22 protein-coding genes, 2 tRNA genes and 2 pseudogenes are annotated in these 23,138 nt (G+C 64.7%); 12 read left to right on the top strand and 14 right to left on the bottom strand.

Features of this window, described 5'->3' with window-relative positions; all coding sequences use genetic code 11:
- The first annotated feature begins 358 nt into the window (after nucleotides 1–358).
- Both IVB26_RS26065 and groL read left to right on the top strand, forming a co-directional pair.
- Entirely contained in the window at nucleotides 359–673 is a 315-nt protein-coding gene (locus IVB26_RS26065; RefSeq protein ID WP_008139213.1) for a co-chaperone GroES, read from the top strand.
- A gap of 45 nt (nucleotides 674–718) precedes the next feature.
- On the top strand, nucleotides 719–2,359 hold the full coding sequence (groL, locus tag IVB26_RS26070) for a chaperonin GroEL (RefSeq protein ID WP_247968013.1): 1,641 nt from the start codon (nucleotides 719–721) through the stop codon (nucleotides 2,357–2,359).
- 132 nt (nucleotides 2,360–2,491) lie between these two features.
- On the opposite strand, the gene IVB26_RS26075 is transcribed toward groL, so the two are convergent.
- From IVB26_RS26075 to IVB26_RS26100, 6 genes are all read right to left on the bottom strand, one after another.
- The gene (locus IVB26_RS26075) at nucleotides 2,492–2,779 is read right to left on the bottom strand and encodes a GIY-YIG nuclease family protein (RefSeq protein WP_247968014.1); all 288 of its coding nucleotides are present in this window, start codon (nucleotides 2,777–2,779) and stop codon (nucleotides 2,492–2,494) included.
- Between the two features lie 63 nt (nucleotides 2,780–2,842).
- Nucleotides 2,843–3,589, bottom strand: coding sequence for a signal peptidase I (lepB, locus tag IVB26_RS26080; RefSeq protein ID WP_247968015.1), 747 nt, complete (start codon nucleotides 3,587–3,589; stop codon nucleotides 2,843–2,845).
- A gap of 157 nt (nucleotides 3,590–3,746) precedes the next feature.
- A complete protein-coding gene (locus IVB26_RS26085; RefSeq protein WP_247968016.1) occupies nucleotides 3,747–4,910 on the bottom strand; it encodes a slipin family protein in 1,164 nt (387 codons plus the stop codon).
- Nucleotides 4,911–5,245: 335 nt separating this feature from the next.
- Nucleotides 5,246–5,309: transfer RNA gene (locus IVB26_RS26090), tRNA-His, on the bottom strand.
- Between the two features lie 6 nt (nucleotides 5,310–5,315).
- Nucleotides 5,316–5,385, bottom strand: a tRNA-OTHER gene (locus IVB26_RS26095).
- Nucleotides 5,386–5,572: 187 nt separating this feature from the next.
- Nucleotides 5,573–6,403, bottom strand: coding sequence for a LysR family transcriptional regulator (locus tag IVB26_RS26100; protein WP_247968017.1), 831 nt, complete (start codon nucleotides 6,401–6,403; stop codon nucleotides 5,573–5,575).
- Nucleotides 6,404–6,533: 130 nt separating this feature from the next.
- Here IVB26_RS26100 and IVB26_RS26105 point away from each other — a divergent pair, with 130 nt between their 5' ends.
- The 6 genes and pseudogenes from IVB26_RS26105 (at nucleotide 6,534) to IVB26_RS26130 (ending at nucleotide 10,665) form a co-directional block, all read left to right on the top strand.
- Entirely contained in the window at nucleotides 6,534–7,127 is a 594-nt protein-coding gene (locus IVB26_RS26105) for a cysteine hydrolase family protein (RefSeq protein WP_247968018.1), read from the top strand.
- Between the two features lie 11 nt (nucleotides 7,128–7,138).
- Nucleotides 7,139–7,765 carry a glutathione binding-like protein gene (locus tag IVB26_RS26110; protein ID WP_247968019.1) on the top strand — a complete coding sequence of 209 codons (627 nt, stop codon included), beginning with the start codon at nucleotides 7,139–7,141 and terminating at the stop codon, nucleotides 7,763–7,765.
- A gap of 219 nt (nucleotides 7,766–7,984) precedes the next feature.
- Nucleotides 7,985–9,229, top strand: coding sequence for a caspase family protein (locus tag IVB26_RS26115; protein WP_247968020.1), 1,245 nt, complete (start codon nucleotides 7,985–7,987; stop codon nucleotides 9,227–9,229).
- A gap of 35 nt (nucleotides 9,230–9,264) precedes the next feature.
- A complete protein-coding gene (locus IVB26_RS26120) occupies nucleotides 9,265–9,573 on the top strand; it encodes a MurR/RpiR family transcriptional regulator (protein ID WP_247968021.1) in 309 nt (102 codons plus the stop codon).
- Nucleotides 9,549–9,683 (top strand): annotated as a pseudogene (locus IVB26_RS26125) (SIS domain-containing protein); the annotation flags it as partial. The gene IVB26_RS26120 and the pseudogene IVB26_RS26125, both read left to right, overlap by 25 nt.
- 160 nt (nucleotides 9,684–9,843) lie before the next feature.
- Nucleotides 9,844–10,665, top strand: a complete 822-nt coding sequence (locus tag IVB26_RS26130) for an SDR family NAD(P)-dependent oxidoreductase (RefSeq protein WP_247968022.1) — start codon at nucleotides 9,844–9,846, stop codon at nucleotides 10,663–10,665.
- Nucleotides 10,666–10,741: 76 nt separating this feature from the next.
- Here IVB26_RS26130 and IVB26_RS26135 read toward each other — a convergent pair whose 3' ends face one another.
- The gene (locus tag IVB26_RS26135; protein ID WP_247968023.1) at nucleotides 10,742–11,836 is read right to left on the bottom strand and encodes a DUF2778 domain-containing protein; all 1,095 of its coding nucleotides are present in this window, start codon (nucleotides 11,834–11,836) and stop codon (nucleotides 10,742–10,744) included.
- Between the two features lie 667 nt (nucleotides 11,837–12,503).
- Here IVB26_RS26135 and IVB26_RS26140 point away from each other — a divergent pair.
- Complete coding sequence (locus IVB26_RS26140) at nucleotides 12,504–13,025, top strand: FecR domain-containing protein (protein WP_247968024.1); 522 nt, start codon at nucleotides 12,504–12,506, stop codon at nucleotides 13,023–13,025.
- Nucleotides 13,026–13,129: 104 nt separating this feature from the next.
- Nucleotides 13,130–15,015: pseudogene (locus IVB26_RS26145) on the top strand (CHASE2 domain-containing protein).
- A gap of 80 nt (nucleotides 15,016–15,095) precedes the next feature.
- On the opposite strand, the gene IVB26_RS26150 reads toward IVB26_RS26145, so the two are convergent.
- The 4 genes from IVB26_RS26150 to IVB26_RS26165 all read right to left on the bottom strand — a co-directional run bounded on the left by IVB26_RS26150 (nucleotide 15,096) and on the right by IVB26_RS26165 (nucleotide 18,727).
- A complete protein-coding gene (locus IVB26_RS26150; RefSeq protein WP_247968025.1) occupies nucleotides 15,096–16,598 on the bottom strand; it encodes a glycosyltransferase family 39 protein in 1,503 nt (500 codons plus the stop codon).
- 6 nt (nucleotides 16,599–16,604) lie between these two features.
- Nucleotides 16,605–17,738, bottom strand: coding sequence for a glycosyltransferase family 2 protein (locus tag IVB26_RS26155; protein ID WP_247968026.1), 1,134 nt, complete (start codon nucleotides 17,736–17,738; stop codon nucleotides 16,605–16,607).
- A gap of 272 nt (nucleotides 17,739–18,010) precedes the next feature.
- Nucleotides 18,011–18,214, bottom strand: coding sequence for a hypothetical protein (locus tag IVB26_RS26160; RefSeq protein ID WP_247968027.1), 204 nt, complete (start codon nucleotides 18,212–18,214; stop codon nucleotides 18,011–18,013).
- Between the two features lie 132 nt (nucleotides 18,215–18,346).
- On the bottom strand, nucleotides 18,347–18,727 hold the full coding sequence (locus IVB26_RS26165; protein ID WP_247968028.1) for a hypothetical protein: 381 nt from the start codon (nucleotides 18,725–18,727) through the stop codon (nucleotides 18,347–18,349).
- Nucleotides 18,728–18,830: 103 nt separating this feature from the next.
- Between IVB26_RS26165 and IVB26_RS26170 the strand changes: the two genes are divergently transcribed.
- On the top strand, nucleotides 18,831–19,667 hold the full coding sequence (locus IVB26_RS26170; RefSeq protein WP_247968029.1) for a DUF72 domain-containing protein: 837 nt from the start codon (nucleotides 18,831–18,833) through the stop codon (nucleotides 19,665–19,667).
- A gap of 7 nt (nucleotides 19,668–19,674) precedes the next feature.
- Nucleotides 19,675–20,136 carry a DUF488 domain-containing protein gene (locus tag IVB26_RS26175; protein WP_247968030.1) on the top strand — a complete coding sequence of 154 codons (462 nt, stop codon included), beginning with the start codon at nucleotides 19,675–19,677 and terminating at the stop codon, nucleotides 20,134–20,136.
- 180 nt (nucleotides 20,137–20,316) lie between these two features.
- On the opposite strand, the gene IVB26_RS26180 is transcribed toward IVB26_RS26175, so the two are convergent.
- From IVB26_RS26180 to IVB26_RS26190, 3 genes are all read right to left on the bottom strand, one after another.
- Nucleotides 20,317–21,231, bottom strand: coding sequence for a PhzF family phenazine biosynthesis protein (locus IVB26_RS26180; protein WP_247968031.1), 915 nt, complete (start codon nucleotides 21,229–21,231; stop codon nucleotides 20,317–20,319).
- Between the two features lie 199 nt (nucleotides 21,232–21,430).
- Complete coding sequence (locus IVB26_RS26185) at nucleotides 21,431–21,658, bottom strand: hypothetical protein (RefSeq protein WP_247968032.1); 228 nt, start codon at nucleotides 21,656–21,658, stop codon at nucleotides 21,431–21,433.
- A gap of 143 nt (nucleotides 21,659–21,801) precedes the next feature.
- The gene (locus tag IVB26_RS26190) at nucleotides 21,802–23,109 is read right to left on the bottom strand and encodes an adenylate/guanylate cyclase domain-containing protein (RefSeq protein WP_247968033.1); all 1,308 of its coding nucleotides are present in this window, start codon (nucleotides 23,107–23,109) and stop codon (nucleotides 21,802–21,804) included.
- Nucleotides 23,110–23,138 lie beyond the last annotated feature (29 nt).

The raw sequence follows: 23,138 nt of genomic DNA on the forward strand, positions 1-23,138 counted from the left end.
GCGCATTCAAGGGCGGCTTGGTCGGTGTGCGCCTTACGAGCCACCTGGTACTGATGCGCTCACATGAGAGAAATGTGACGCAAACTGACAATTCATCTCAAGCCCAAAAGTTTAACAAGCTGTTGAAATTCAATGCGTTAGCAGCAGATGCGGCACCGTGCTAATACGGACCCGACCTCGGTTAACGATGGAAAAGAGATTCTGGCAATCCGCGCTTCCGGGTGCCGATTTTTCTGCTAGAAGCCCTTGCTCCCGCAAAATTCCTGTCCTATTTCAGCCTCGCCTGTGCTAGCACTCGCGGGCACCGATTGCTAACAATCTGAAAATCTCAACCCGAGCAAATGCTTAGGAGGACTGCATGAAATTCCGTCCGCTTCACGACCGCGTCGTGGTCAAGCGCATCGACGCAGAAGAGAAGACCGCTGGCGGCATCATCATTCCCGACACTGCCAAGGAAAAGCCCTCGCAGGGCGAAGTCGTCGCCGTCGGCCCCGGTGGCCGCGACGAAGCCGGCAAGCTGATCCCGATCGACCTGAAGGTCGGCGACCGCGTGCTGTTCGGCAAGTGGTCCGGCACCGAGGTCAAGATCGACAACGTCGACCTGCTGATCATGAAGGAAAGCGACATCATGGGCGTTCTCGACGTCCCCGCTTCCAAGAAGAAGGCGGCCTAAGAGCCCCTCTCTCCCTCCAGTCAAACATTCCAAGGAAAAACCCACATGGCAGCCAAAGAAGTCAAATTCTCGGTTGAAGCGCGTGACAAGATGCTGCGCGGCGTCGACGTTCTCGCCAACGCGGTGAAGGTCACGCTCGGTCCGAAGGGCCGCAACGTCGTGCTCGACAAGTCGTTCGGCGCTCCCCGCATCACCAAGGACGGCGTCACCGTCGCCAAGGAGATCGAGCTCGAGGACAAGTTCGAGAACATGGGCGCCCAGATGGTGCGCGAAGTCGCCTCCAAGTCCGCTGACGCGGCCGGCGACGGCACCACCACGGCCACCGTGCTCGCCCAGGCGATCGTGCGCGAAGGCGCCAAGTCGGTTGCCGCCGGCATGAACCCGATGGATCTCAAGCGCGGTATCGACCTGGCGGTGGAAGCCGTGGTCGCCGACCTCGTCAAGAACTCCAAGAAGGTCACCTCCAACGACGAGATCGCCCAGGTCGGCACCATCTCGGCCAACGGCGACCAGGAGATCGGCAAGTTCCTCTCCGACGCCATGAAGAAGGTCGGCAACGAGGGTGTCATCACCGTCGAGGAAGCCAAGTCGCTCGAGACCGAGCTCGACGTCGTCGAGGGCATGCAGTTCGACCGCGGCTACATCTCGCCCTACTTCGTCACCAACGCCGACAAGATGCGCGTTGAAATGGACGACGCCTACATCCTCATCAACGAGAAGAAGCTCTCCTCGCTGAACGAGCTGCTGCCGCTGCTCGAGGCCGTGGTGCAGACCGGCAAGCCGCTGGTCATCGTCGCCGAGGACGTCGAAGGTGAAGCCCTCGCGACCCTGGTCGTGAACCGCCTGCGCGGCGGCCTCAAGGTCGCGGCCGTCAAGGCTCCCGGCTTCGGCGATCGCCGCAAGGCCATGCTGCAGGACATCGCGATCCTGACCGGCGGCCAGGCGATCTCGGAAGATCTCGGCATCAAGCTCGAGAACGTCACGCTCAACATGCTCGGTCGCGCCAAGAAGGTGATGATCGACAAGGAGAACACCACGATCGTCAACGGCGCCGGCAAGAAGGCCGACATCGAGGCGCGCGTGGCCCAGATCAAGGCGCAGATCGAGGAAACCACCTCGGACTACGACCGTGAGAAGCTCCAGGAGCGTCTGGCCAAGCTCGCCGGCGGCGTTGCGGTGATCCGCGTCGGCGGCGCGACCGAGGTCGAGGTGAAGGAGCGCAAGGATCGCGTTGATGACGCGATGCATGCGACCCGCGCGGCTGTGGAAGAAGGCATCGTCCCGGGCGGCGGCGTCGCCCTGCTCCGTGCCTCCGAGCAGCTCAAGGGCCTGCGCACCAAGAACGACGACCAGAAGACCGGCGTCGAGATCGTGCGCAAGGCGCTCTCGGCTCCCGCTCGCCAGATCGCGATCAACGCCGGTGAAGACGGTTCGGTGATCGTCGGCAAGATCCTGGAGAACAAGACCTACGCTTACGGCTTCGACTCCCAGACCGGCGAATATGCCGACCTCGTCAAGAAGGGCATCATCGACCCGACCAAGGTGGTCCGTACCGCGATCCAGAACGCAGCTTCGGTTGCGGCGCTGCTGATCACCACGGAAGCCATGGTCGCCGAGCTGCCCAAGAAGGGCGGCGCCGGTCCGGCGATGCCCCCGGGCGGCGGCATGGGCGGCATGGACTTCTAAGGTCCGGCCATCTCAAGAACTACGAAACCCCGGCAGCGATGCCGGGGTTTTTGTTTGTGGGAAAATTCCATCCCCTCGTCATTCCGGCGCGCGCCCCCTTGGGCGCGAGCCCGGAATCCATAACCACGAACGTCAGTTGGTGATTCCCGGATACAGATCATCCCAATTGGGGTTCTGCTCCTCAATGAGACGGGTCTTCCAATCCCGTCGCCACTTTTTGAGCTCTTTCTCGCGGGTGATGGCCGTCAAGGGGTCGTCATAGATTTCGAACAAGACGAGCTTGTCGACGCCGTACTTGGTCGTGAAGCCGGGAGCCGCTTTCGTCTTGTGTTCGAACACGCGACGCACGAGGTCGTTCGTTACGCCTATGTAGAGCGTGCCGTACTTCTTACTCGCGAGAATGTAGACATAGTAGGCCATTCCATCCGCCTGTGGTTATGGATTCCGGGCTCGCGCTTCGCGCGCCCCGGAATGACGGGAGCCTCACCTTACCTTCCCCAGCCGCTCGATGTGCGGCTCGCCGTCTTCGTCGAGCGACCAGAAGATCCGCGTCACCTTGCCGACGAGATTGTCCATCGGCACGAAACCGAACGTCGACATGCGGCTGTCGGTGGAATTGTCGCGGTTGTCGCCGAGCACGAAGAAGTGGCCCGGCGGCACCGTGAAGACGCTGGTATTGTCGAGGAAACCGTTGTCGACGCAATCGTTGGTGACATAGGACGCGCCTTTCGGCAGCGTCTCGCGCCAGCGCTTGACCTTGACGCCGCCATCGACACCGCAGGCGTTGTCGGCGAGCCCATACTCGAGCGCGACGCGCGTCACCGGACGGTCATTGAGGATGAGCTGGCCCTGCCGCATCTGGATGCGGTCGCCGGGCAGCCCAACCACGCGCTTGACGTAGTCCACCGAAGTGTCCTTCGGCGTCCGGAACACGACGATGTCGCCATATCCGGGGTCGGCGGCAAAGACGCGGCCTGAGATCCAGGACGGCGCGAAAGGCAGGGAATAGCGGCCGTAGCCGTAAGCGTATTTCGCGGCGAAGACGTAGTCGCCGACCATCAGTGTCGGCGCCATCGACCCAGAGGGGATGCTGAACGGCTGGTACAGGACGAAGCGAAACAGGATCAGCGGCGACCACAGCACCGGGACCAGCAGAATCAGGACGAAGATCGCCTTCCATTCCCGCGATTGCGCCCTCGAGGTGCGGATCGTTTCCGAAAGAGTGGTCATGCACTTGCCCTGATCAAGTCTCGTCGCGAGATTACGCAACCTTCGCGCGCGTGCAATCCCGGCTCCGTGATTTTGGTCGCACAGGCACCGTGACGCGTTCACGGCAAAGCGACGACAACGGAGATGTGAAGGGCCGCCCGTAGGCGGCCCTTCGGTTTCATGCGGTCGCGGGCGCCTTCAGGCGCACGAGCCGGGTCAGCAGGGCGTCGAGGCCCTCGCCTTCGCCGGCATGGAGGTCGATGCGGCCGACCTTCTCGACCAGCCGCTCCAGCGACTCCAGCTCCTTGAGCCGCAGCAGCAGGGGGTTCTCCTCCATCAGGCGGGCGGTGTTCAGGAGCGAACGCGTCGCCGCGGTCTCCTCCTGCCGGCGGATCAGGTTCGCCTTCGCAACCCGCTCCGCCTCCACCACCTTGTTCACCAGCTCCCGGATCTCGCCGGGCAGGATCACGTCCTTGACGCCGAGCTCGGTCACTTCCACGCCGGACTCGCTGACGCGTGCCCGCACATAGTCGCGCAGCTCCGCGTCCAGCGCCGCCTTCGCGGACAGCACCTCGTCCAGCGTCCGGCCGGCGACCGCCTCGCGGATCGCGAACTGCACCAGGCGGTACAGCCACGCATCCACGTCGGGCACGGTCGCGACCGTCCGCTCGGGATCGATCACCCGGCGGAACGCCGTCAGCGTCACCCGCAGGGCGATGCGATCCTTGGTCAGCATCTCCTGCGCGGTGATCTCGACCGCCTGGGGCCGCAGGTCGAGGCGCTTCACCTCGATCTTGCGGCCGACGGTCCAGAAGGCGTGCCGACCGGGCGCGAGCCGCTCGGTGAGCCGGCCCTCGACATAGAGCAGGCCCGCCTCGTGGTTCTCGACCACCGTTTCCGACGTCACGGCCGAGCGGTTGCGCTCGATCATGGCCAGATGCCGCGCGCTGACCTTGGGATCGCCGGACACGTCGATGCGCTCGACATCAACGCGGGTTGCGACCTTCCAGTAGACGCGCACCTGCCAGGGCGTCATCAGATGCACGGGCCGGCCGTCGAGGCTGACGATGGCGACCTCGTCCGCCTTGGTCTCGACCGCCTCGAACAGCTCGGCGGCCAGATCAGGCCGCGCGGCCTTCAGCACCGCGTAGCGATCGGCGGAGAATTCCGCACGCACGACGTCGAACAGCTCGGCCTTCAGCTCGTGCACGGGATCGAACAGCCGGTGCCGACCGGGCGCGAGCACGCGCACGAGCTGCCCGTTGCGCGTGAGCAGCGCACGCTCGCCATCCTTCACCGTCACGTTCAGCATCAGCAAATGCCAGGTCTTTTCAGAAGTCATGGCACGCCTCCTTCGTTTGCGCCCGGCCGGATGCCGGACAACAGGTTTCATCTGCAAAGGACGTGAGGACGCGGACGACGCTTCCTGGGAGATCGACGGACCGAGGCTTGAGCTTGCATGATGACGGGCGCACGCGCGCGATCGCGCGACGTGTGTCGCGCGGTCATGCGAAGCCACCCGGCATCAGCGCAAGCGGTATCTACCCGCGGCGCAGAGCCGGTCTCACAGTGTCGTTGTTCGGACGGAAGCCTTTTGGGCAAAACGGCCGGACGGCGACTGAAGCGCGCGTCCGGTCCTCGTCAGAGGAATCAGCTTTTCAGGCTGAATCGGAGCGCTGGAGCGGGATTCGAACCCGCGTCACGATGATTCACAGTCATCTGCTCTACCACTGAGCTATCCCTTGGTTGGTACAAGAGACCGGAATCGAACCGATGCCTTCGGGTCACCCCGACGCTCTCCATGAGCTACATCCTGCATCTTCATTCGGCGGAACACGAAACCGGAGACCGGCCCGCGCCAGTCGGGATCTCAGAGAGCCCGAACCCGTGGCCTAGCGAAGGAGCGGGCTAATAGACGAAGCACATTCGGGTTGCAAGAGGGTGCTCGAAGATTTTTTGTCGCGCATCGCACACTGTGACGCGATGATCACACGCGACGCGGCGTCAAGAACGCGGCGTGAAGCAGGCCCGCACCCAGTCGATCGTCACGCGTGTTGCGGCGTCGCGCTTGAGATGATTTTGCACGAGCAGCCAGACGTCGCGCCGTTTCGGCAGCAGCGTGGCGCGCAGGCCGCGGTCGGCGAGCAAGCCTTCGCAGCTGTGCTCGGGCAGCACCCCGACAGCCTGATGCGACTGGATCATGGTCCTGATGATACGGACATTGTCGGTGATGCAGCGGACGTTCTTCAGCCGCTTCGCCCGCAGAAACTGCGCTTCGGGTATGGTGTCGAGCTCGTCCGGATAGACGCAGGCGACCGGGTCACCGGAGCGATCTGCGGGCTCGAAGAAATACAGCCTGACATCGCCGAGCTTGGAGATGGTGAAGTCGCCCCTCTCCGGCTTGCGCAGGCGAATGGCGAGGTCGGCCTGCCAGCGGGAGAATTTGACGTTGCCGCTGGAGGTGAGGAATTGAAGGGTCAGGCCGGGATGATCGCGCAGGAACGCGCTCGCCCGCGGCGCCAGCAATTCTTCGGCGACCGCGTTGGTCGAGGCGATGCGGAGGCGGCCGACCGGCCCGGGCTGGCTCTCCTTGATGCGGTCGATCGCCGCGACGTGGGCGGCCATCGCGCCGACATGCTCGAGCACCGCCTCGCAATGGCGTGTCGGCCGCCGCAGCCCGTCCACCGCATCGAACAGAGGTACGCCGAGATCGCGCTGGATCCGCGCGAGCCTGCGGCCGACGGTGGTCTCGTCGATGCGCAGCCGCGCGCTGGCACCGGCATAGGTCCCCTCGTCCCTCACCGCCGCAATGATGCGCAGATCGTCCCAGTTCATCCAGGCGAGCCTAGCAGGTGATGCCGCATCCTGCAAATCTGCAGCCGTAAGCTGCAATAGTCCTGCACATTAGCAGGCCCATGCTGCGCTAGTATCGCGCCATCCGATATCCCTGGAAGGCCTGACCACCATGACCGTTCCCCAGACCCTGCTCGAACTCGCCGGCGCCGATCTCAATCCGCCAAAGCTCAATGAATCCTGCCTCGTGCTGATCGACATCCAGAACGAATATTGCACCGGCCCGCTGGCCCTGCCCGATGCGCAGTTCGCGATCACTGTGGCGGCGCGTCTGCTGGCGCGGGCACGGGAGAGCGGCGCTGTGATCATCCATGTCGCGCACAAAGGCCGCGCCGGCGGCCTGTTCGACCGCGAAGCCGCGCGCGGCGCGATCGTTGAGCGCCTGACACCGCTCGCGAGCGAACCCGTGATCGAGAAAGCGCTGCCCAACTCGTTCGCCGGCACCGACCTGCAAGCCCGGCTGGCCGCAACCGGACGCAAGAACATCGTGCTGGCCGGCTTCATGACCCACATGTGCGTCTCTTCGACCGCGCGCGCGGCGCTCGACCTCGGCCTGCGGACGACGATCGCGGCCGATGCCTGCGCCACCCGCGACCTGCCGGACGGCCGCGGCGGCACGCTGGACGCCCGGACGATTCACGAGGTCGCGCTGGCCGAGCTTTCGGACCGCTTCGCGATCATCGCGCGCGGCGATGCGCTGACGTGAGGGAGCCAGCGATGCTGCAACTCTACTTCTTTCCGATGGCGTGCTCGCTCTCGAGTCGTATCGCGCTGATGGAGGCTGGTATCGAGGCGCAGTATCACCTCGCCCATATCTGGACCAAGCAGGTCATGGACGACGGCAGCGATTTCCGCGGCGTCTCGCCGAAGGGCGCGGTGCCGGTTCTGGTACTGGAGAACGGCGAACGACTGACCGAGAGCGCGGCGGTGCTGCAATATATCGCGGATGTGAAGCCGACGGCTGGCCTTGCACCGGCGATCGGCGATCCCGATCGCTATCGCCTGCAGGAATGGCTGAGCTTCGTCGGCGCCGAGATCCACAAGGCATTCCTGTTTCCAACCTTCTGGTACAAGGACGACGGCTCGCTCACCAAACCGCGCGCAAGGATCACACAGACCTTGTCGGTGGCGTCGGCGCATCTGGCGAAGCGCGAATTCCTCGTCGGTAACGGCTTCACGGTCGCGGATGCGCACCTCACCTGGGCCTTGCTGCTGCTCCGACCCGCGGGCGTCGACATCGCGCAATGGCCGTCCTTGTCGGCCTATCTCGAGCGCATGCAGGCGCGGCCGGCCGTACGGGAAGCGATTGCCACCGAAATGGGCCTGCGCAAAGCGATGGTGTGACCGGACGTCACGGTCGCGAAATCCGAGCGTTTATCTGGCGAGGGCATTGAAGTCGACGCGTCACGCGTTAATCTGGAGGAATATTTTCGATATTTTCTCGGAAGGCATTCATGAGTGCTCTTTCCAGACTTTGCTTCGCCGGATTTTGCCTGCCCGGACTTTACCTGCCCGGTTTTTGTCTGACGTTCTTCGTCTCGCTCTGCATCGGCGGACACGCGGGTGGCATTGGTGATCGGCAACGGCGCTTATGTCAGCACGGCGCAGATTCCCAACCCGTCGCATGATGCGGAAGACGTCGCGGCTTCGCTGAGGCGCAGCGGTTTCGAGGTGATCCAGGGCGTCGACCTGCGCCAGGCCGACATGCAGGACCTGACCATCCGCTTCGCGCGCGCCGCCAGCAGGGCCGACGTGGCCGTGTTCTATTACAGCGGCCATGCAATGCAGTACAACGGCGTGAACTATCTGATGCCTGTCGACGCCACGCTGACGGATGAGGCCGACCTCAAGCGTTTCGTGCGGGTCGACGACATCGTGAACGATCTGCAGCAGGCCAAGAACCTGCGCATCCTGGTGCTCGATTCCTGCCGCGACAATCCGCTTGCCGACATGCTGAAGCGCTCTGCGACGCGCGCGGCTTCGGTCGGACGCGGCCTGTCGAAGGTCGAAGCGCCGCGCGGGACGATCGTGTCGTTCTCGACGCAATCAGGCCAGGTCGCCGCCGACGGTACCGGCCGCAACAGCCCGTACACGACGGCGTTCCTCAAGCACATCGAGGAGCCGCACGAGATCGGCGACGTTTTTCGCGACATCAGCAGCGACGTCTATGATGCCAGCGGCAAGACGCAGCTTCCGGAGCTGTCACTGTCGATCATCGGCAAGTTCTACCTGAACGGCCCGGTGTCAGTCACGATCGCTCCCGCGGCACCGCAAGGCGCGCCGCGGCCCGACCCTTGCGCATCCGCGGAGGCGCACTGGAAGGCGGCCTACACCATCGGCACGGTCAGCGCCTTCGAGGATCATCTGGCGCGATTTTCAAGCTGCAGCTTCGCCAGCCTCGCCAAGGCCCGGATCGACGGCCTGAAGCAGAAGGTGGCGCTGGCGCCTGCGACCGGCGAGAGCAGGATGTTCGATGGCAAGTGGGACGTCACCGTGAACTGCGCCAGCTCCGGCAAGGCGTTGGGCTATACCCGAACCCTGTCGGCCACCATCGCCGGCGGCGTATTTCATGCGGAGGATCGGGACCCGCGTACAAACAGCACGCTCGCAATCGACGGACAGGTATCGGCTGACGGGAAGACCACACTCAGTGCACGGGGCCTCACGGGTCCGAGCGCCTACACGGTCAACAATAGCGCTCCCGGCTCGCCGTATGGGTACACGATCGACGCACAATTCGAGCGTAGCCGCGGCAGCGGCAAACGCAACGAACTGCGCCCGTGCAGCTTCACCTTCGTCAAGCGCTAGTCGCGGTTATACGCCAGTCTGGCTGATGAATTTGGATGAACAAGTCACAAGGCGCGATGAGCTACGACGAGCTGCGCGGCGCCATTGCGCAGCGGCACCGGGCGCTATCCGGCCGGTTGCAACAGATCGCGGAGCTCGTGCTCGATCACCCGACGGATGTCGCGCTCGGCACGGTGGCGGAGGTGGCGCAGCGTTCGGGCGTGCCGCCGTCAGCGATCGTTCGCTTCGCCCACGCGCTGGGATTCGGTAGCTTCACCGAGATGCAGCGGTGTTCCGTTCACGCCTCGTTGCCGGCGCTGCACCGGTGGCAGCATCCACGATGCAGTCGCATGCCGCAACAGTAGAGGACGCGCTCGTCGCCATCAGCTTCCGGAATTACTATCCGGACACGGCGCGGCTGTTTCCCGAACTGGTCGCGCGCGGCGTCCCCACGATCTCCATCACCGACAGCCTGTTGAGCCCGATCGTCGAAGGCGCGCATGTGGTATTCGAGATCCCAGGACATGCCCGAGCCGGCGCTGCGCACGCTGGTCGCACCGATGTGCCTCGTGCAGGCGATGGCGATCGGCCTCGACCTCGCGGCCGATTAGGGTTTCAAAGCAGGAGAGAAGATCATGGCAGCACATGACGGGAAAGTATTGGCAGGCCAAGTGGCGCTGGTGACCGGCGCTGGCCGCGGGCTCGGCCGCGCCTTCGCGGAGAAGCTCGCCGCGCTCGGCGCCGACGTCGCCATCCACGGCATGCGCGAGAACGGGCCGGCGGAATATGGCGAGGGCACGACGCTGACCGCGGTGGCCGCCGAGATCGGCCAGCAATTCAGCGTCCGGAGCCAGCGCGTGCTCGGCGATCTCACCAAGGGCGAGGACATCGCGCGGGTGATTGCCGAGACCGAAGCCGCGCTAGGCCCGATCGACATCCTCGTGCACAATGCCGGCGGTGACATCGCGGCCGCGGGCGGCAAACCCGATCCGAACGACTCGGTCCACATCAAGGAGGCCGATGTGCGCGCGGTGCTGGAGCGTAACCTGCTCTCGACCATCCTGATCTGCCAGGCGGCCGCAAAGGGAATGATGGAACGCCGGCGCGGCCGCATCGTCACGCTTGGCTCGGTCGCCGCCTTCAAGGGGCGCACCAACGGCTCGATCTATGCAGTCTCGAAGGCCGGCGTGACGCATTACACGCGATGCCTGGCCGACCAGCTGCGTCCCTACGACATCGCCGTCAACTGCATCGCGCCCGGCGATACCCGCACTGGCCGCTTCCTCGGCACGCGCGAGGTGGACCCTGACAGGATGGTCGAAACGGGCACGCTCGACCGCATCGCGACCGTCGACGAGGTCGCACGCGTCGTCGAGTTCTTCGTAGGTCCCATGGGCGCGTTCGTCTCCGGCCAGGTGCTGCGGATCGACGGCGGCGGACAGTGCTGGCCAGGCTGAAACACGTCCGCGACACAAGAAAAGGAAAAAGGGCCGCAGCAAGCGGCCCTTTTGCATCATCGAGAATTGGCCGAGATCACTCGACCCGCGCCAGCACCGCGAGCTTGCGGATGCCCTTGTTGCGGTAGGCGTCGAGGAACGCGTAATAGTCCTTGAACGACACACAGCCGTTGGAATCGCCGTTCGGCCCGAGCATGAAGGTGTGGGCAAGCAGACCGTCGCGGCCGTAGATCGCGCTCTCGCCGCCGATCGGGGTCAGGCGCAGCGCGGGCACGCCGTGGAACAGCGCCTCGCGTGGCTTCAGCGTGTAGATGTGCGGTGGTGTCACGCCGCGCATGCGCGTGCGCTGGGAGCGCGGATCGTCGAGATTGGAGCCGAGGCCGGAATGCGCCTCGAGCTTGGTGCCGTCGGGCAGATAGACCGTCTTGGCAGTGATGTCGTAGACTGCGGTATCGCGCTCATAGGGCGGCGCACCGCCCAGCATCGGGTTCTGCTCCTTCGGCGCGATGGAGGCGGTGATGCTGGCATCGGCCGAGGCATAGGCGAGCAGCCCACCGGACGGCTCGCGCTTGCCCCAGAGTTTTTCGACCATCGACTGCCGCGGACCGGTAATCGACATCACCGCCGCCTTGGCGCGATCGGCGAACGATTTCGGCTTGGCTTCAGGTGCCGGCACGATCTGGGCCGGATCGGCCGAGGCGAGCTGCATCTGGGCATCCGGAGCGCGCTTGGCCTTGTCGGCGGTCTTGTCAGTGGACTTGTCAGTGATCTTGGCCGGAGCCGCCGGCTTCAGCGCTTCCGCGACCTTCGCGATCACGCTCTGCTTCGGCGCGTCCTTGGCCAGCGCAACCTGGGTCGCTGGCGCGGCGCTGGCCGCGTTCGATTGCACGCCCTGCGTCGCAGCCGCGGCAAAGCGTTCGTTGAACATCTCGCGCGAGATCGGCGCGGCCACCTGCAACCGGTCGGGCAGGAGCGCAAAAGCTTCCTTGATGGCGTCGCCGGCCTCGCGCAGCGCGACCCTGGGCGCACGCTTGATCACCGGCTCGTCGTAGCCGGTGCTGCCGACGCTCGGATAGACGCTGGCGCCGAAGACGTTGCTGTAGATGGTCCAGCCGGCAGCCATCACGACGCAGCTGATCGCCGCGGCGCCAAGCCAATTGGTCGTGGTCATTTTCCGGGAAGACTTCCGAAGAGAATTCTTGGACTTCCGTGCCGCGTTACTCTGCGCAGCGATACTCTTACTCATTCGCCTTGCGTCCAGGACGGTGTCACTCGGTCCCCCTTCAAAGTGCCGCTGGTCACGATCCGGGAACAGCATCTCGCAGAGGGTCGGAGCGTCATTAAGGCGACTTTTAGTTAAATGCGGATTAAGTTCGGGCAGATGTAGGGCAGCGCGTAAGCGCTGTCTCATTCTGAGAAAAAAGCCCGCAGAACTACGGACTTAGGCGCGTCTGTTAACCATAATTCTCGGCCGGATCGGCGCATTCAGCGGACGTCTCCGGCCGCCTTCTCTAGACCCACCAACCAAGTCCTTTTCGTGGTCTTCAATGTCCGCACGATAACGGGGAAGCATTGCGCGAGGCTGGTGTGCGATGCGCCCTTTCACATGCCGTCTGCGGTGGGCCGCTCAGGTCACCCGCCGTGCCGAGCGCGACTTCACCGAACCTATTGTCCTGCACGCCTACGGCCCTCCTGACCGAAAGTTGATCGCGCCGCTCTGGAAAAGGACGTGCTGAGAAAATAGCTGGTGAGCGGCACTTTTCAGCAGCCTCTGCGTGTGATACGGTACCGTATCAACATCGCTTTGAACTGTGCCGGGCATGCAAACGGAGGCTGGCATGAGAAGGTTCGCGCGCGCCGGATGTTTCGCGCTGGCGTGGTCGCCTCTGTTGATGGGATATGCGGCCGCGCAGCCTGCCAATGCCGGTTGCACGGCGTCGATTTCAGCCCCGAGCACGCAGACCTGGCGCTGCGACAACGGCATTACGATCGTTGCAGAAAACGGCGCCAGATTTGAACTTAAGGACGCCAACCGCGACGGACATATAGACTCCGTGGAGTTGAGCAGCAAAGCCCTGCTGATCGAGGTGCCCAAGAAGCCCCGCGGCAATCCCTTCAAGGTGCTGACCCCGCAGGCGATTGCCGCGGTGCGCGGCACGAAGTGGGCCGTCGATGCCGCTGAGGCCAAGACCTCCGTCTTCGTCGCTGACGGTCGTGTCGGCGTCAGCCGCAGGGCTCGTGGGCGTGGCGTCGTTCTAGGCCCCGGCGAAGGCGTCGACGTGGAAACGTCTGGCCCGTTGACCGTCAAGACATGGGGTCAACCGCGCGTCGACACGCTGATGGCAAGGCTTGGTCAATAAAGGCTTGGTCAATAAAGGCTTGGTCAATAAAGGCTTGGTCAATAAAGGCTTGGTCGATAAGGCTTGGTCAACAGGACTTAGAGCAAAGAAGATTGCAGCACGTAGTGACTAGACGCGTTCAGATCCTGGTGGCACTCATCCTCACCGCACTGTGGGGCGCAGGCATCTATGCCGCGCACGCCCACGGTCATCTGCGCTTTCTCGACCGCCTCGAGGCAACGCTGACGGATTGGCGGACCCAGGTGCGAGGCGTGCAGCGTCCGCCCGATCTCGTCACCATCGTCGCGATCGACGACACCGTGGTGAAGCGCGGCGGCAGCTATCCGCTGCCGCGCGCCGATCTCGCCCGTGTTGTCGACACCATCGTGCAGTTCAAGCCGAAGGTCGTCGCGATCGACCTGTTGCTGGTCGACCGCAGCGCCGCGATCGGAGATGCGACGCTGGCCAACACGCTCGCCACCGGCCCCATGGTGCTCGCCGCCGCGGCGATCTTTCCCAGCGCCAGCGAGACCGTGGAGGCCAGCAGCCAGGGCCCCCTCGCCGTGCTGCCGCAGGCCGAACGCTTCCTGCTGCCGTTGCCGGCGTTCGCCGACCACGCCGAGGTCGGCGTCGTCAATGTCGCGACGGGGCAATCAGGCTCACCTCTGTCGGTGCCGATGCTGTTCCGGACGCATGACAAGGTCGAGCTGTCGTTCCCCTTGCGCGTCGCCACCCGCGCGCTCGGCAAGCCGCTGACGATCGCGCCGGATCGTCTCATGCTCGGTGATCACGCGGTGCCGACCGACACCGATTTCGCGCTGCCCATCACCTATTACGGTCCGCGACGCACCATCCGCACCGTCAGCGCACAGAGCATCTTCGACGGCACGCTCAATCGCGCCGCGATCGAGAATCGGATCGTCGTGATCGGCGCCTCGGTCGCCGGCGGCGGCGACTTCTATCCCACCCCGTTCGATTCCCTGATGCCCGGCGTCGAAGTGGTCTCGACTGCGATCACCCATCTCGTTGCCGGCGACGGCATCGTGCGCGATTACAGGGTTCGTATCGCCGACGCGCTCGCGGCGATCCTGCTGCCGCTGCTACTGGTCGGCTTGCTGGCCTGGCGGCGCAGCGCGCTCGGCATCATGGCGGCGGCCGCGGTGATGATCGCCTGGGCCGGCCTCAATACGTTCGCGTTCACGCATGGTGTCTGGCTGAATGCAGCAACCACGCTCGCCGCCGCAGTGCCCCCGGTTGCGATCTTTGCCGGTGTACAGCTATGGGCCGGAGGCCGCCGCACGCAATATCTCGCTGCCAAAAGCAGGTCGCTTGCGCAGTTCCAGGCGCCTGCGGTGCAGGAGTGGTTGGCGCGCGATCCGGATTTTCTCTCCAAACCCGTCCGGCAAAACGCCGCCGTGGTCTTCATCGATCTCTCCGGCTTCACGGGTTTGAGCGAACAGACCGATCCGGACGCGATCCAGGAGATCCTGAAGACATTTCACGCGCTGATCGACAACATTGCGGTCGATTGCGGCGGCACGATCACCGGCTTTCTCGGCGACGGCGCCATGATCCTGTTCGGGCTGCCACGCGCGATGCCCGATGATGCGGCACGCGCGCTGAAATGTTCGATCGACCTCCATCGCGGCGTCGAACGCTGGATCGCCTCGTTGCCGTCAGCGATCGGCGATCGGCTCGGCTTCAAGATCGGCGCGCATTTCGGCGAGATCGTCGCCTCCCGCCTCGGTGAAAGTCACCAGCACATCACGGCGACAGGCGACACCGTCAACGTCGCGAGCCGGCTGTGGAGGTCGCCGTTCAGAATGGCGCGCGACTCGCGCTGAGCGACACGCTGCTCGATGCAGCCGACTTCCACGGGGCTCCCGACGGCGTCTTGTCGGGCCCCCTGCTCGCCCAGGTCCGCGGCCGCTCCGGGGTCGTGACGGTCTGGTTCTGGCGGGATCGGGGCGGGCCAGACCAGGATGCTGCAAAGGCCGAGATGATTGGCTGAAGACCACCGCTGCACCCACACACTCTCCCCGCGAACGCGTTGCGTTCGCAGGGACGACAGTGTGGAGGCAGTGAGCCCTGCTACCTCGCCTCCGGCGGCGGCGAGCGGTCCAGCACGTCGCCCTTGGCGTCTTCCAGCAGGTCGACGCTGTAGGTCTCGACCACGAGCGGCCCGCGCTTGCGCTGCAATTGCGCAACCTGCGTGACCTTCACAAAGAGGTCGTTGAGGACGGGATGCCCCTCCGGACGCAGCTCGTCGACATAGAGCAGCTTGCCCGCAAGCAGTTTTGGATCGGGCTCGCCCATATTGACCCAGCGGATGCGCTGGTTCTGCTGCACCACGCAGGTGCCGCGCGGCAAGTAGAAGGCGAGCCAGCCCGTGGTGCCGTAGTCCTGCGCGAGCACGCAGGTCGCGCCATGGCGCGCGCGCACCGTTTCGATCTCGGCGGCAAGCTCGCGCCAGCCGACGCCGACGCTGCGCACGGTGGCATCGCGGCGATATCCAGAGAGCCAGCCGGTGTTGGCTTGCACGATGAGCGCTGCAAACATCACGATGCCGACGGGTGCGGACCAGCGCAGGCAGAAATCCGCCAGGCGGCGGGTCCGTGGCTTCCATTGCACGAGGTTGGCGGCGGCGGCCGCGGCGACGACGAAGGGCGGATAGACCGGCGCAAACCAGTTGGCCTCGACGCGGGCATGCAGCGAATGCCAGACGAAATAGGCGACGATGGTCCAGAACATCGTCTCGATCAGCACGCGCGAGGCCAGTGCGCCGGCCCTGCGCCAGGTCAGCGCGTGCAGGCCCATCGCGCCGAGGATGAAGACGAGCGGAGTTGCGAACGCGATCTGGGTCGGGATCAGCTCGGCGATGAAGACCGGACGAAAGCCCTCGATCTTGGCGCGGCCGAGCTGCTTTGTGAACGAGACCCATTGATGGTCCGCATTCCAGAGGATCACCGGGGCGAACAGCGCGAACGCAACGAGGCCGCCGAGATAGGGCCAGGGAGAGAGAAACCAGTGCCTGAGTTTCGGCACGGCAGCGAGCCAAATCAGGATCGCCAGCCCGAAGAACATCGCCGTGTATTTCGACAGCAGCGCCGCGCCGACGGCCGCGCCGACCGCGAGCCACCAGGCGCCGCGCCCGGTCTCCAGCACCTTGGCAAGGAAGAACAGCACGAAGCTGGATGCGACCAGAAGAGGCGCATCAGGCGTCACGATCAGCGTGCCGACGGAGGCCATCATGGTCACGTTGAGCAGGATGGCGCTGGTGGCGGCCACGCGCGCACCGCCGAACAGGATCGCGGCAGAGCGATAGACCGCGTAGCTCATCGGCAGCGCCAGCAGGATCGAGACCAGGCGGACGCCGAGCTCGGTATCGCCGGCGATCAGGGTGCCGGCGCGGATCACATAGGCGACCATCGGCGGGTGGTCGTAATAACCGCCCGCCAGGTTCTTCGACCACATCCAGTAATAGGCTTCGTCGAAGGTAACAGGCGTGAACGCGGCCGCGACGAGCCGCAGGGCTACCAGCGCGAGAATCAGCAGCGCGGTGTTGCGGATGATCCGCGCGTCAGCTCCGCCCATCGCGGATTACTTCTTGCGCCAGACGAACAGGCCTGACATCGCGTAGTTCCACACCACGCCCATCAGCGCACCGGCCATGCCGGCCAGCCACCAGATCGGCTCCTGGTCGTAGACCGAGAAGGCGACGCCGACATTGGCGAGCAGGCCGACGCTGCACACGATGTAGAAGGCGATCAGGCCGCGCAGCAGCGCAAAACCCTTCAACCGCTGGTCGCGATAGGTGAGGAAGTTGTTGAGGACGAAATTGCTGGTCATGGCGACGATGGCACCGGCGGCCTGCGCCTCCGCGAACGGCGCCTTGAACAGCTGAAGCCCGATGAACAGCGTGGTGAGGTGCACTACGAGGCCGATGCCGCCGACCATCGCAAACAGGATGAAGCGCAGCGAGACGATGTCGTTGCTCAGCTTGGCGAGCACGAGACCGAGGAAGTCGAGCGCGACCATGGAATCGAGCTTGCTCTCACCATGCTGGCGGGCGCCGAAAGTGTAGGGAATCTCGACGGCCCGCAGGGTGCCGTGTGCGGTCGCGACGACGTCGAGCAGGATCTTGAAGCCATGCACGGACAGCTTTGGCGCGAGCTCTTCGAAGCGATCGCGGCGCATCATGAAGAAGCCGCTCATGGGATCGGCGATCTCGACCCGCAGCATCTTCCTTGCGAACTCGGTCGCAAGCGCGCTGGCGCCGGCGCGCTGCTTGTTGAAGCCCTCGCTTTTGTAGCCCTCGATGTAGCGGCTGCCGACGACGAGGTCGGCCTGATCGCTTGCGAGCAGCAACAGCATCTTCGGCAGCTGCGCTTCGTCGTGCTGGAGATCGGCGTCGATCACCGCGACAAACGGCGCACTCGAGGCCAGGATGCCCTCGATACAGGCGCCCGACAGGCCGCGACGGCCGACGCGGCGGACACAACGCACCCGGCTGTCCTGCTGCGCCAGCGCGCGCACGACGTCCCAGGTGCCGTCGGGCGAATTGTCGTCGACGAACACGACTTCCCAGGCGACGTTGGCAAGCGTTGCTTCCAGCCGCCGGTACAATACCGTGACATTGTCGCGCTCGTTGAAGGTCGGGACGATGACCGACAGTTCCGGCCCCTCTTGAGCCTGCGGCGGATTGTCGGAGCCCGGTCTGATCGCTTCATTCATGACGGCAGCGTATATCCGCCGCGTCTTACGCTGCCAAGCTCTTGCGCTGCCAAGTTCTTGCGCTGCCAAGCCGGGGGGTCTGTGGGAAATGCCCCAAAAGGGGTCCCAAAATGCCAACGACCCCGGAACGGCGGGCCGCGCGTACATCCGGCGCAAGCCCAAGCTATTCCAAGGTCGTCCCAGCGCCGGAGTTTCGCTCAACGTCGCCGTTAGAAGCTAGATAGGAACGACGAGATCCCTCCGCAAGGGGCGAAAACCACGATTTTCTGGCCCTATTGGTTGGGCACTTCCCGGATTATCGGACCGCGCGGTGCCGGCGCGGCGGGAGTTGCGGGGGCCGCAGCCGGGGCGGGCTCGACTTTCGCCGGTTTGGGCGGCTTGCCATACTGGCCGATCGGCCCGAACACGACGGCGACCGCAAGCACGGTCGCGGCGACGATCGCGCCCAAAATGCCCCCCATCGACTCAGACGACATGAAACCCATCCCCGTTCCAGATGCGCTCCGTGATACCACGGATGCACGCGGAGCCGGAAGGGCTGCCGAAGGGGCCAATGGTGTAGCGAACGAGGCAACCCTGGCCGCTGCCCTAATCGTCGCTCGCCTCCCCTACTTCGCGGGCGGCCTGTGCTTGACGAAGGCCGTCACGATGTCCTTCTGCGCGGACTCCACCGCCCTGTTCGCGGTCGCGAGATGGGCGCCGGCATCGATGTTCGGATATTGTGTGGTGAGATAGTCGAGCAGCGCCACCCGGTAGTATTGCCGCTCCGATGGACAGGCGCCCGCGACCGAGCGGCCAAAATCCTGTTCCGTCATTCCCTGATTGCTGTCGCGCGAATATTCCCGCGCCAGGCAATGCCAGTAATCGTCGCGGCCCTGCTGGGCGAGCTTCTGCGCGCCTTTCGCATCGTCATCATCCGCCATGACCGAAGATGTCATGGCAGCAGATGTCATCATAACGAGCGCTGCTCCCACCATCAGCATCCGCATCTTGTTCTCCTTGTTCGCAGATCGCGCTGCCGAGCTTAGACTCGACGCGAGAACTGGCCAATCACATCTCGTTTGACTAGGATGAAGCCCTCCCTCCCCGTCGATGCGAGATCCTCCCGTGGCCAAAGCAAAAACCGCGTCAAAAAAATTCGGCAACATCTTCATCGGCATCGGCGGCTGGACCTTCGAGCCCTGGCGCGGCGTGTTCTATCCGGAGAAACTCACACAGGCGAAGGAGCTGTCTTACGCAGCCTCGAAGCTGACCTCGATCGAGATCAACGGCACCTATTACGGCTCGCAGAAGCCGGAGAGCTTTCGCAAATGGGCAAGCGAGGTGCCCGATGGTTTCGTGTTCTCGGTGAAGGGACCGCGCTTCGCCACCAACCGCCGCGTGCTCGCCGAGGCTGGCGACTCCATCAAGCGGTTCTATGATTCCGGCGTGCTGGAGCTCGGCGACCATCTCGGGCCGGTGCTCTGGCAGTTCGCGCCGACGAAAAAGTTCGACGGCGCCGATTTCGGCAAGTTCCTCGAACTGTTGCCCCGCAAGCTCGAGGGCCGCGCGCTCCGCCATGTCGTCGAGGTCCGCCACGACAGCTTCTGCGCGCCGGACTTCGTGGCGCTGATCCGCGAGTTCGAGACGCCTGTGGTGTTCGCCGAGCACGGCAAATATCCCGCTATCGCCGACGTCGCCGGCGATTTCGTCTATGCCCGGCTTCAGAAAGGCAATGACGAGATCAAGACCTGCTACCCGCCGAAGCAGTTAGACGCCTGGGCCGAGCGCTTCCAGGCCTGGGCTTCGGGCGGTGAACCGGATGACCTGCCGAAAGTTGACAAGGCCAAGCCGAAGAAGGAGCCGCGCGACGTGTTCGCCTACGTCATCCACGAGGGCAAGGTGCGCGCACCTCACGGCGCCATGGAACTGATCGCACGGGTGAGCTGAGGTGCCCATGGCAAAGGCGAAGAAGCTGTTCACCATCGGTTATGAGCAGACGCCGCCCAAGGCCGTGCTGGACGAGCTGGAACAGGCCGGCGTCAAGCTCGTGGTCGATGTGCGCGCGGTGACGTCGTCGCGGCGCCCGGGCTTTTCCAAGAAGCAGCTGTCGGCAGGGCTCGACGAACGCGGCATCGCCTATGTTCATCTCGCAGCCCTCGGCACGCCCAAGGAAGGCCGCCTCGCCGCGCGCAGCGGCAAGTACGACGTGCTGGAGAAGATTTTCTCAAAGCACCTGAAGGCGCCCGAGGCCAGGGAAGCGATGGACGAGCTCTCGGCGCTGGTGAAGAAGGCCGGCCCCGTCTGCCTGCTCTGCTACGAGCGCGACCACACCCATTGCCACCGCCAGATGATCGCGGAGATCATCGAGGACCGCGATGGCGTGGCGGTGAAGAATTTGGCGGGACGGCAGGTGTAGACGTCGTTGGCGCCGGCTTTAGCCGTAGCCGTCATCCTGAGGTGGCCGCTTCTTCAGCGGCCCTCGAAGGACGACGGCGTGCCCCGAGGCTGCACCGCGGCCGTTCATCCTTCGAGGCTCGCAAGAGCTCGCACCTCAGGATGACGGTCGAGAGCGCTTCGCGGTGCCCCGGAATGACGGCTACCCCTCCCCCGTGAGCCGGAACGTTCCTTCCATCATCTGCACGCATTGCCCGCCGACATGGGCGGAGACGATCTTGCCGTCCTGTTTGCGCACGCGCGTCAGCAGGATGCTCGGCCGGCCCATGTCAAAACCCTGGCCGACGGTGAGCTTGAGCTCGCCGTCACGCGCGGGATCGAGATCGGCGAACAGCGCGGCCGCGGCGACCGTCGCGCTGCCGGTGGCGGGGTCTTCAATCAGGCCGCTGGCCCCGGGGAAGAACATCCGCGCCTGGCGCTCGCAAGGCGCCTCCGCAGCCGGCACATCGCGCGTGTAGAAATAGACCGAGAAGGCGCCGTCGCGCGGCAGCATCCGGCCGAATGCCGCGGCATCGGGCTTGGCCCGCCGCACCGCCTCGCGCGATCGCACCTCCGCAACCACGAACGGCGTCCCGACACCGACGACCTGTGGCGCGTGGTGATCGGTCCCGATGTCATCGGCCGTCAAAGAGAGGCAGGCCGCGACCTCCGCGGCGGACAGCTGCGCAAGCCGCGACAGCGGCTGCGGCGCGGTCAGCTCGGTGCTGACCACCTTTCCCTGCTCTCTCCGAATCTCGACCGGCACGAGTCCCGCCTTCTCCTCGAACAGCAGGCACGGCTTCGGCTCCTTCGCGAGGCTCGCCAGCACGAAGGACGTTCCGATATTGGGGTGACCTGCGAACGGCATCTCCCTAACAGGCGTGAAGATGCGCACCTCCGCATCATTGGCCTTGTCGCGCGGCGGCAGCACGAAGGTGGTCTCGGAATAGTTGAATTCGGTGGCGATCGTCTGCATCTGCTGGGTCGTGAGCCCGCCGGCATCCAGCACCACGGCGAGCTGATTGCCGCCGAAGGCGCGGTCGGTGAACACGTCGACGGTGATGTAGCGGCGCTGCATCTTCGATCCCTCATGCAAGTCGCGGCCGCAACCGGCCGCATCGCCGGCAGTTTACAGGCCGGCGATATCGCTCGTCATGCCCCAAAATTCGGAGCAATCGGAGCAATCGTGACGAGGTGCTGGAGGCAGAGAAGTGCAGACTTTCGCGACGCCGGGCTGGCAGATTTTTTCACCAGCCCGGCCTCTTCGCCCACGATCGTCAGTAGGCGTAGGAATACGGGTACGAATACCCCGTGTTCGGCAGGCAGGGCGGCTGCTTGTAGGGGTCGGACGCATATGCGCCCTCTGCCGGCGCCCTGACACAGGAGTCAGTCGTCACCTGGGTTGCGGCAGCGCGCGTCGGGGCGATGTGGCGTGCCGATGCAGCTTGCGTCTGGGTGACGGCGGCAGCGATCAAGGCGGCCGCAACAAGGGTCATTCGGGTCATTGGTTTTCTCCGGATTGTATTCGGAAGACGAGATGTCTCGGCTTCCACTGTGCGAGACCCGAAAGCTACCAAAGATCGTTCATCACGCGCGTTCAACGGAGCGCGATTCCGCTTCAACGAAACGCGACTTACAGGTGAAGGCGCTACCCCAACTGAAACACCGCCACCGGCCGTTCATAGCCGCGCACCTCGACCTCGCCGAGTGCGACCGCATCGCTGCCGGCCTCGCCCAGTGCCTCGCGCACGGTCGCCGAAATCAGGAGCTGCGAGCCAAACTCCTTGTTCAGCGCTTCCAGCCGCGAGGCGAAGTTCACGGTGTCGCCGATGACCGTGTACTCCTTGCGCCGCGGCGAGCCGATATTGCCGGCGACGACCTCGCCGAAATGGATACCGATGCCGATGCGAAGCGGCCAGCTCGTCTGCGCGTTGATGCGATCCATCGCGCTCAGCATCTCGCGGCCCGCGGCGACCGCGCGCTGCGCGGCGTCGGAGGCCTCCAGCGGTGCGCCAAACAGCGCGAGGAAACCATCACCGAGAAATTTGTTCACGATGCCGCCGTGCTTGTCGAGGATGTCGACCAGCACTGCAAAGGCGCCGTCCAGCCGGTCGACCACTTCCTGCGGAGTGCGCGACTGCGCGCCGGCGGTGAAGCCGCGGAAATCGACGAACATCACCGCGACGCGGCGGACGTCACCGCCCCCGCTGGTGCCTGCCGCCATCAGCCGTTCCACCACCTGCGGAGAAACGTGCTGGCCGAACAGGTTCGTCACCCGGTCGCGCGCGGTCGCCGCCGCGATGCTCGCGGCGAACTGGCGGCGCAACTGAGCGCCGACGGCGCCCGCCAGCACGCCGCAGATCAGGATGACGACGCTGCGCACGGCGTGCAAATAGATCAGGGGGTCGCCGGTCTCGTCAGCCGCGTTGTAGAGCAGCGCCACGGACAGAAGTCCGGCTGCGGCGACGAAACCCGTGAATGCAGAGAGCCAGAAGTCGAGCCGCAGGGTCGAGAGGATGACGAAAATGAAGTACATCAGCGGCACGGCGAAGCCGAGCGCCTGGGCCGCGCCCATGGTCCGGATCTGCAGAACGAGGATCACCGTGGGCAGCGACGTCTCGATCAGCGTGCCGATATAGCGCCGGATCACCGGCAGATCGCGGTCGAGCCGGAGGTTCTTCCTGATCTGGGTGTGGACCCAGACCTCGAACAGGATGAAGCCGGCCAGAAGGCCGTAAACCTCGACGATCCCCTCCGTTCCGCGCCAGACCCGGTTCACCACAGCAGGGTCGATCAGATAGATCGCGGTGAGGAACAACATCATGACGCAGCCCGTCATGATCAGCGCCCGCACCCGCAACAGCTCGGTGCGCAGCACTTCTCGCGTCAGCTCCCGTTCGAAATCTTCCGATAGCACGGCATGCTGCCGCGACTTCCTGCTCGCAAACCTGACCATTGTCCCCCCGCGTCATTCCGGGGCGATGC

Origin of the sequence: Bradyrhizobium sp. 195 (assembly GCF_023101665.1) — a bacterium.
In the GTDB taxonomy this organism is placed as follows: Bacteria; Pseudomonadota; Alphaproteobacteria; order Rhizobiales; family Xanthobacteraceae; genus Bradyrhizobium.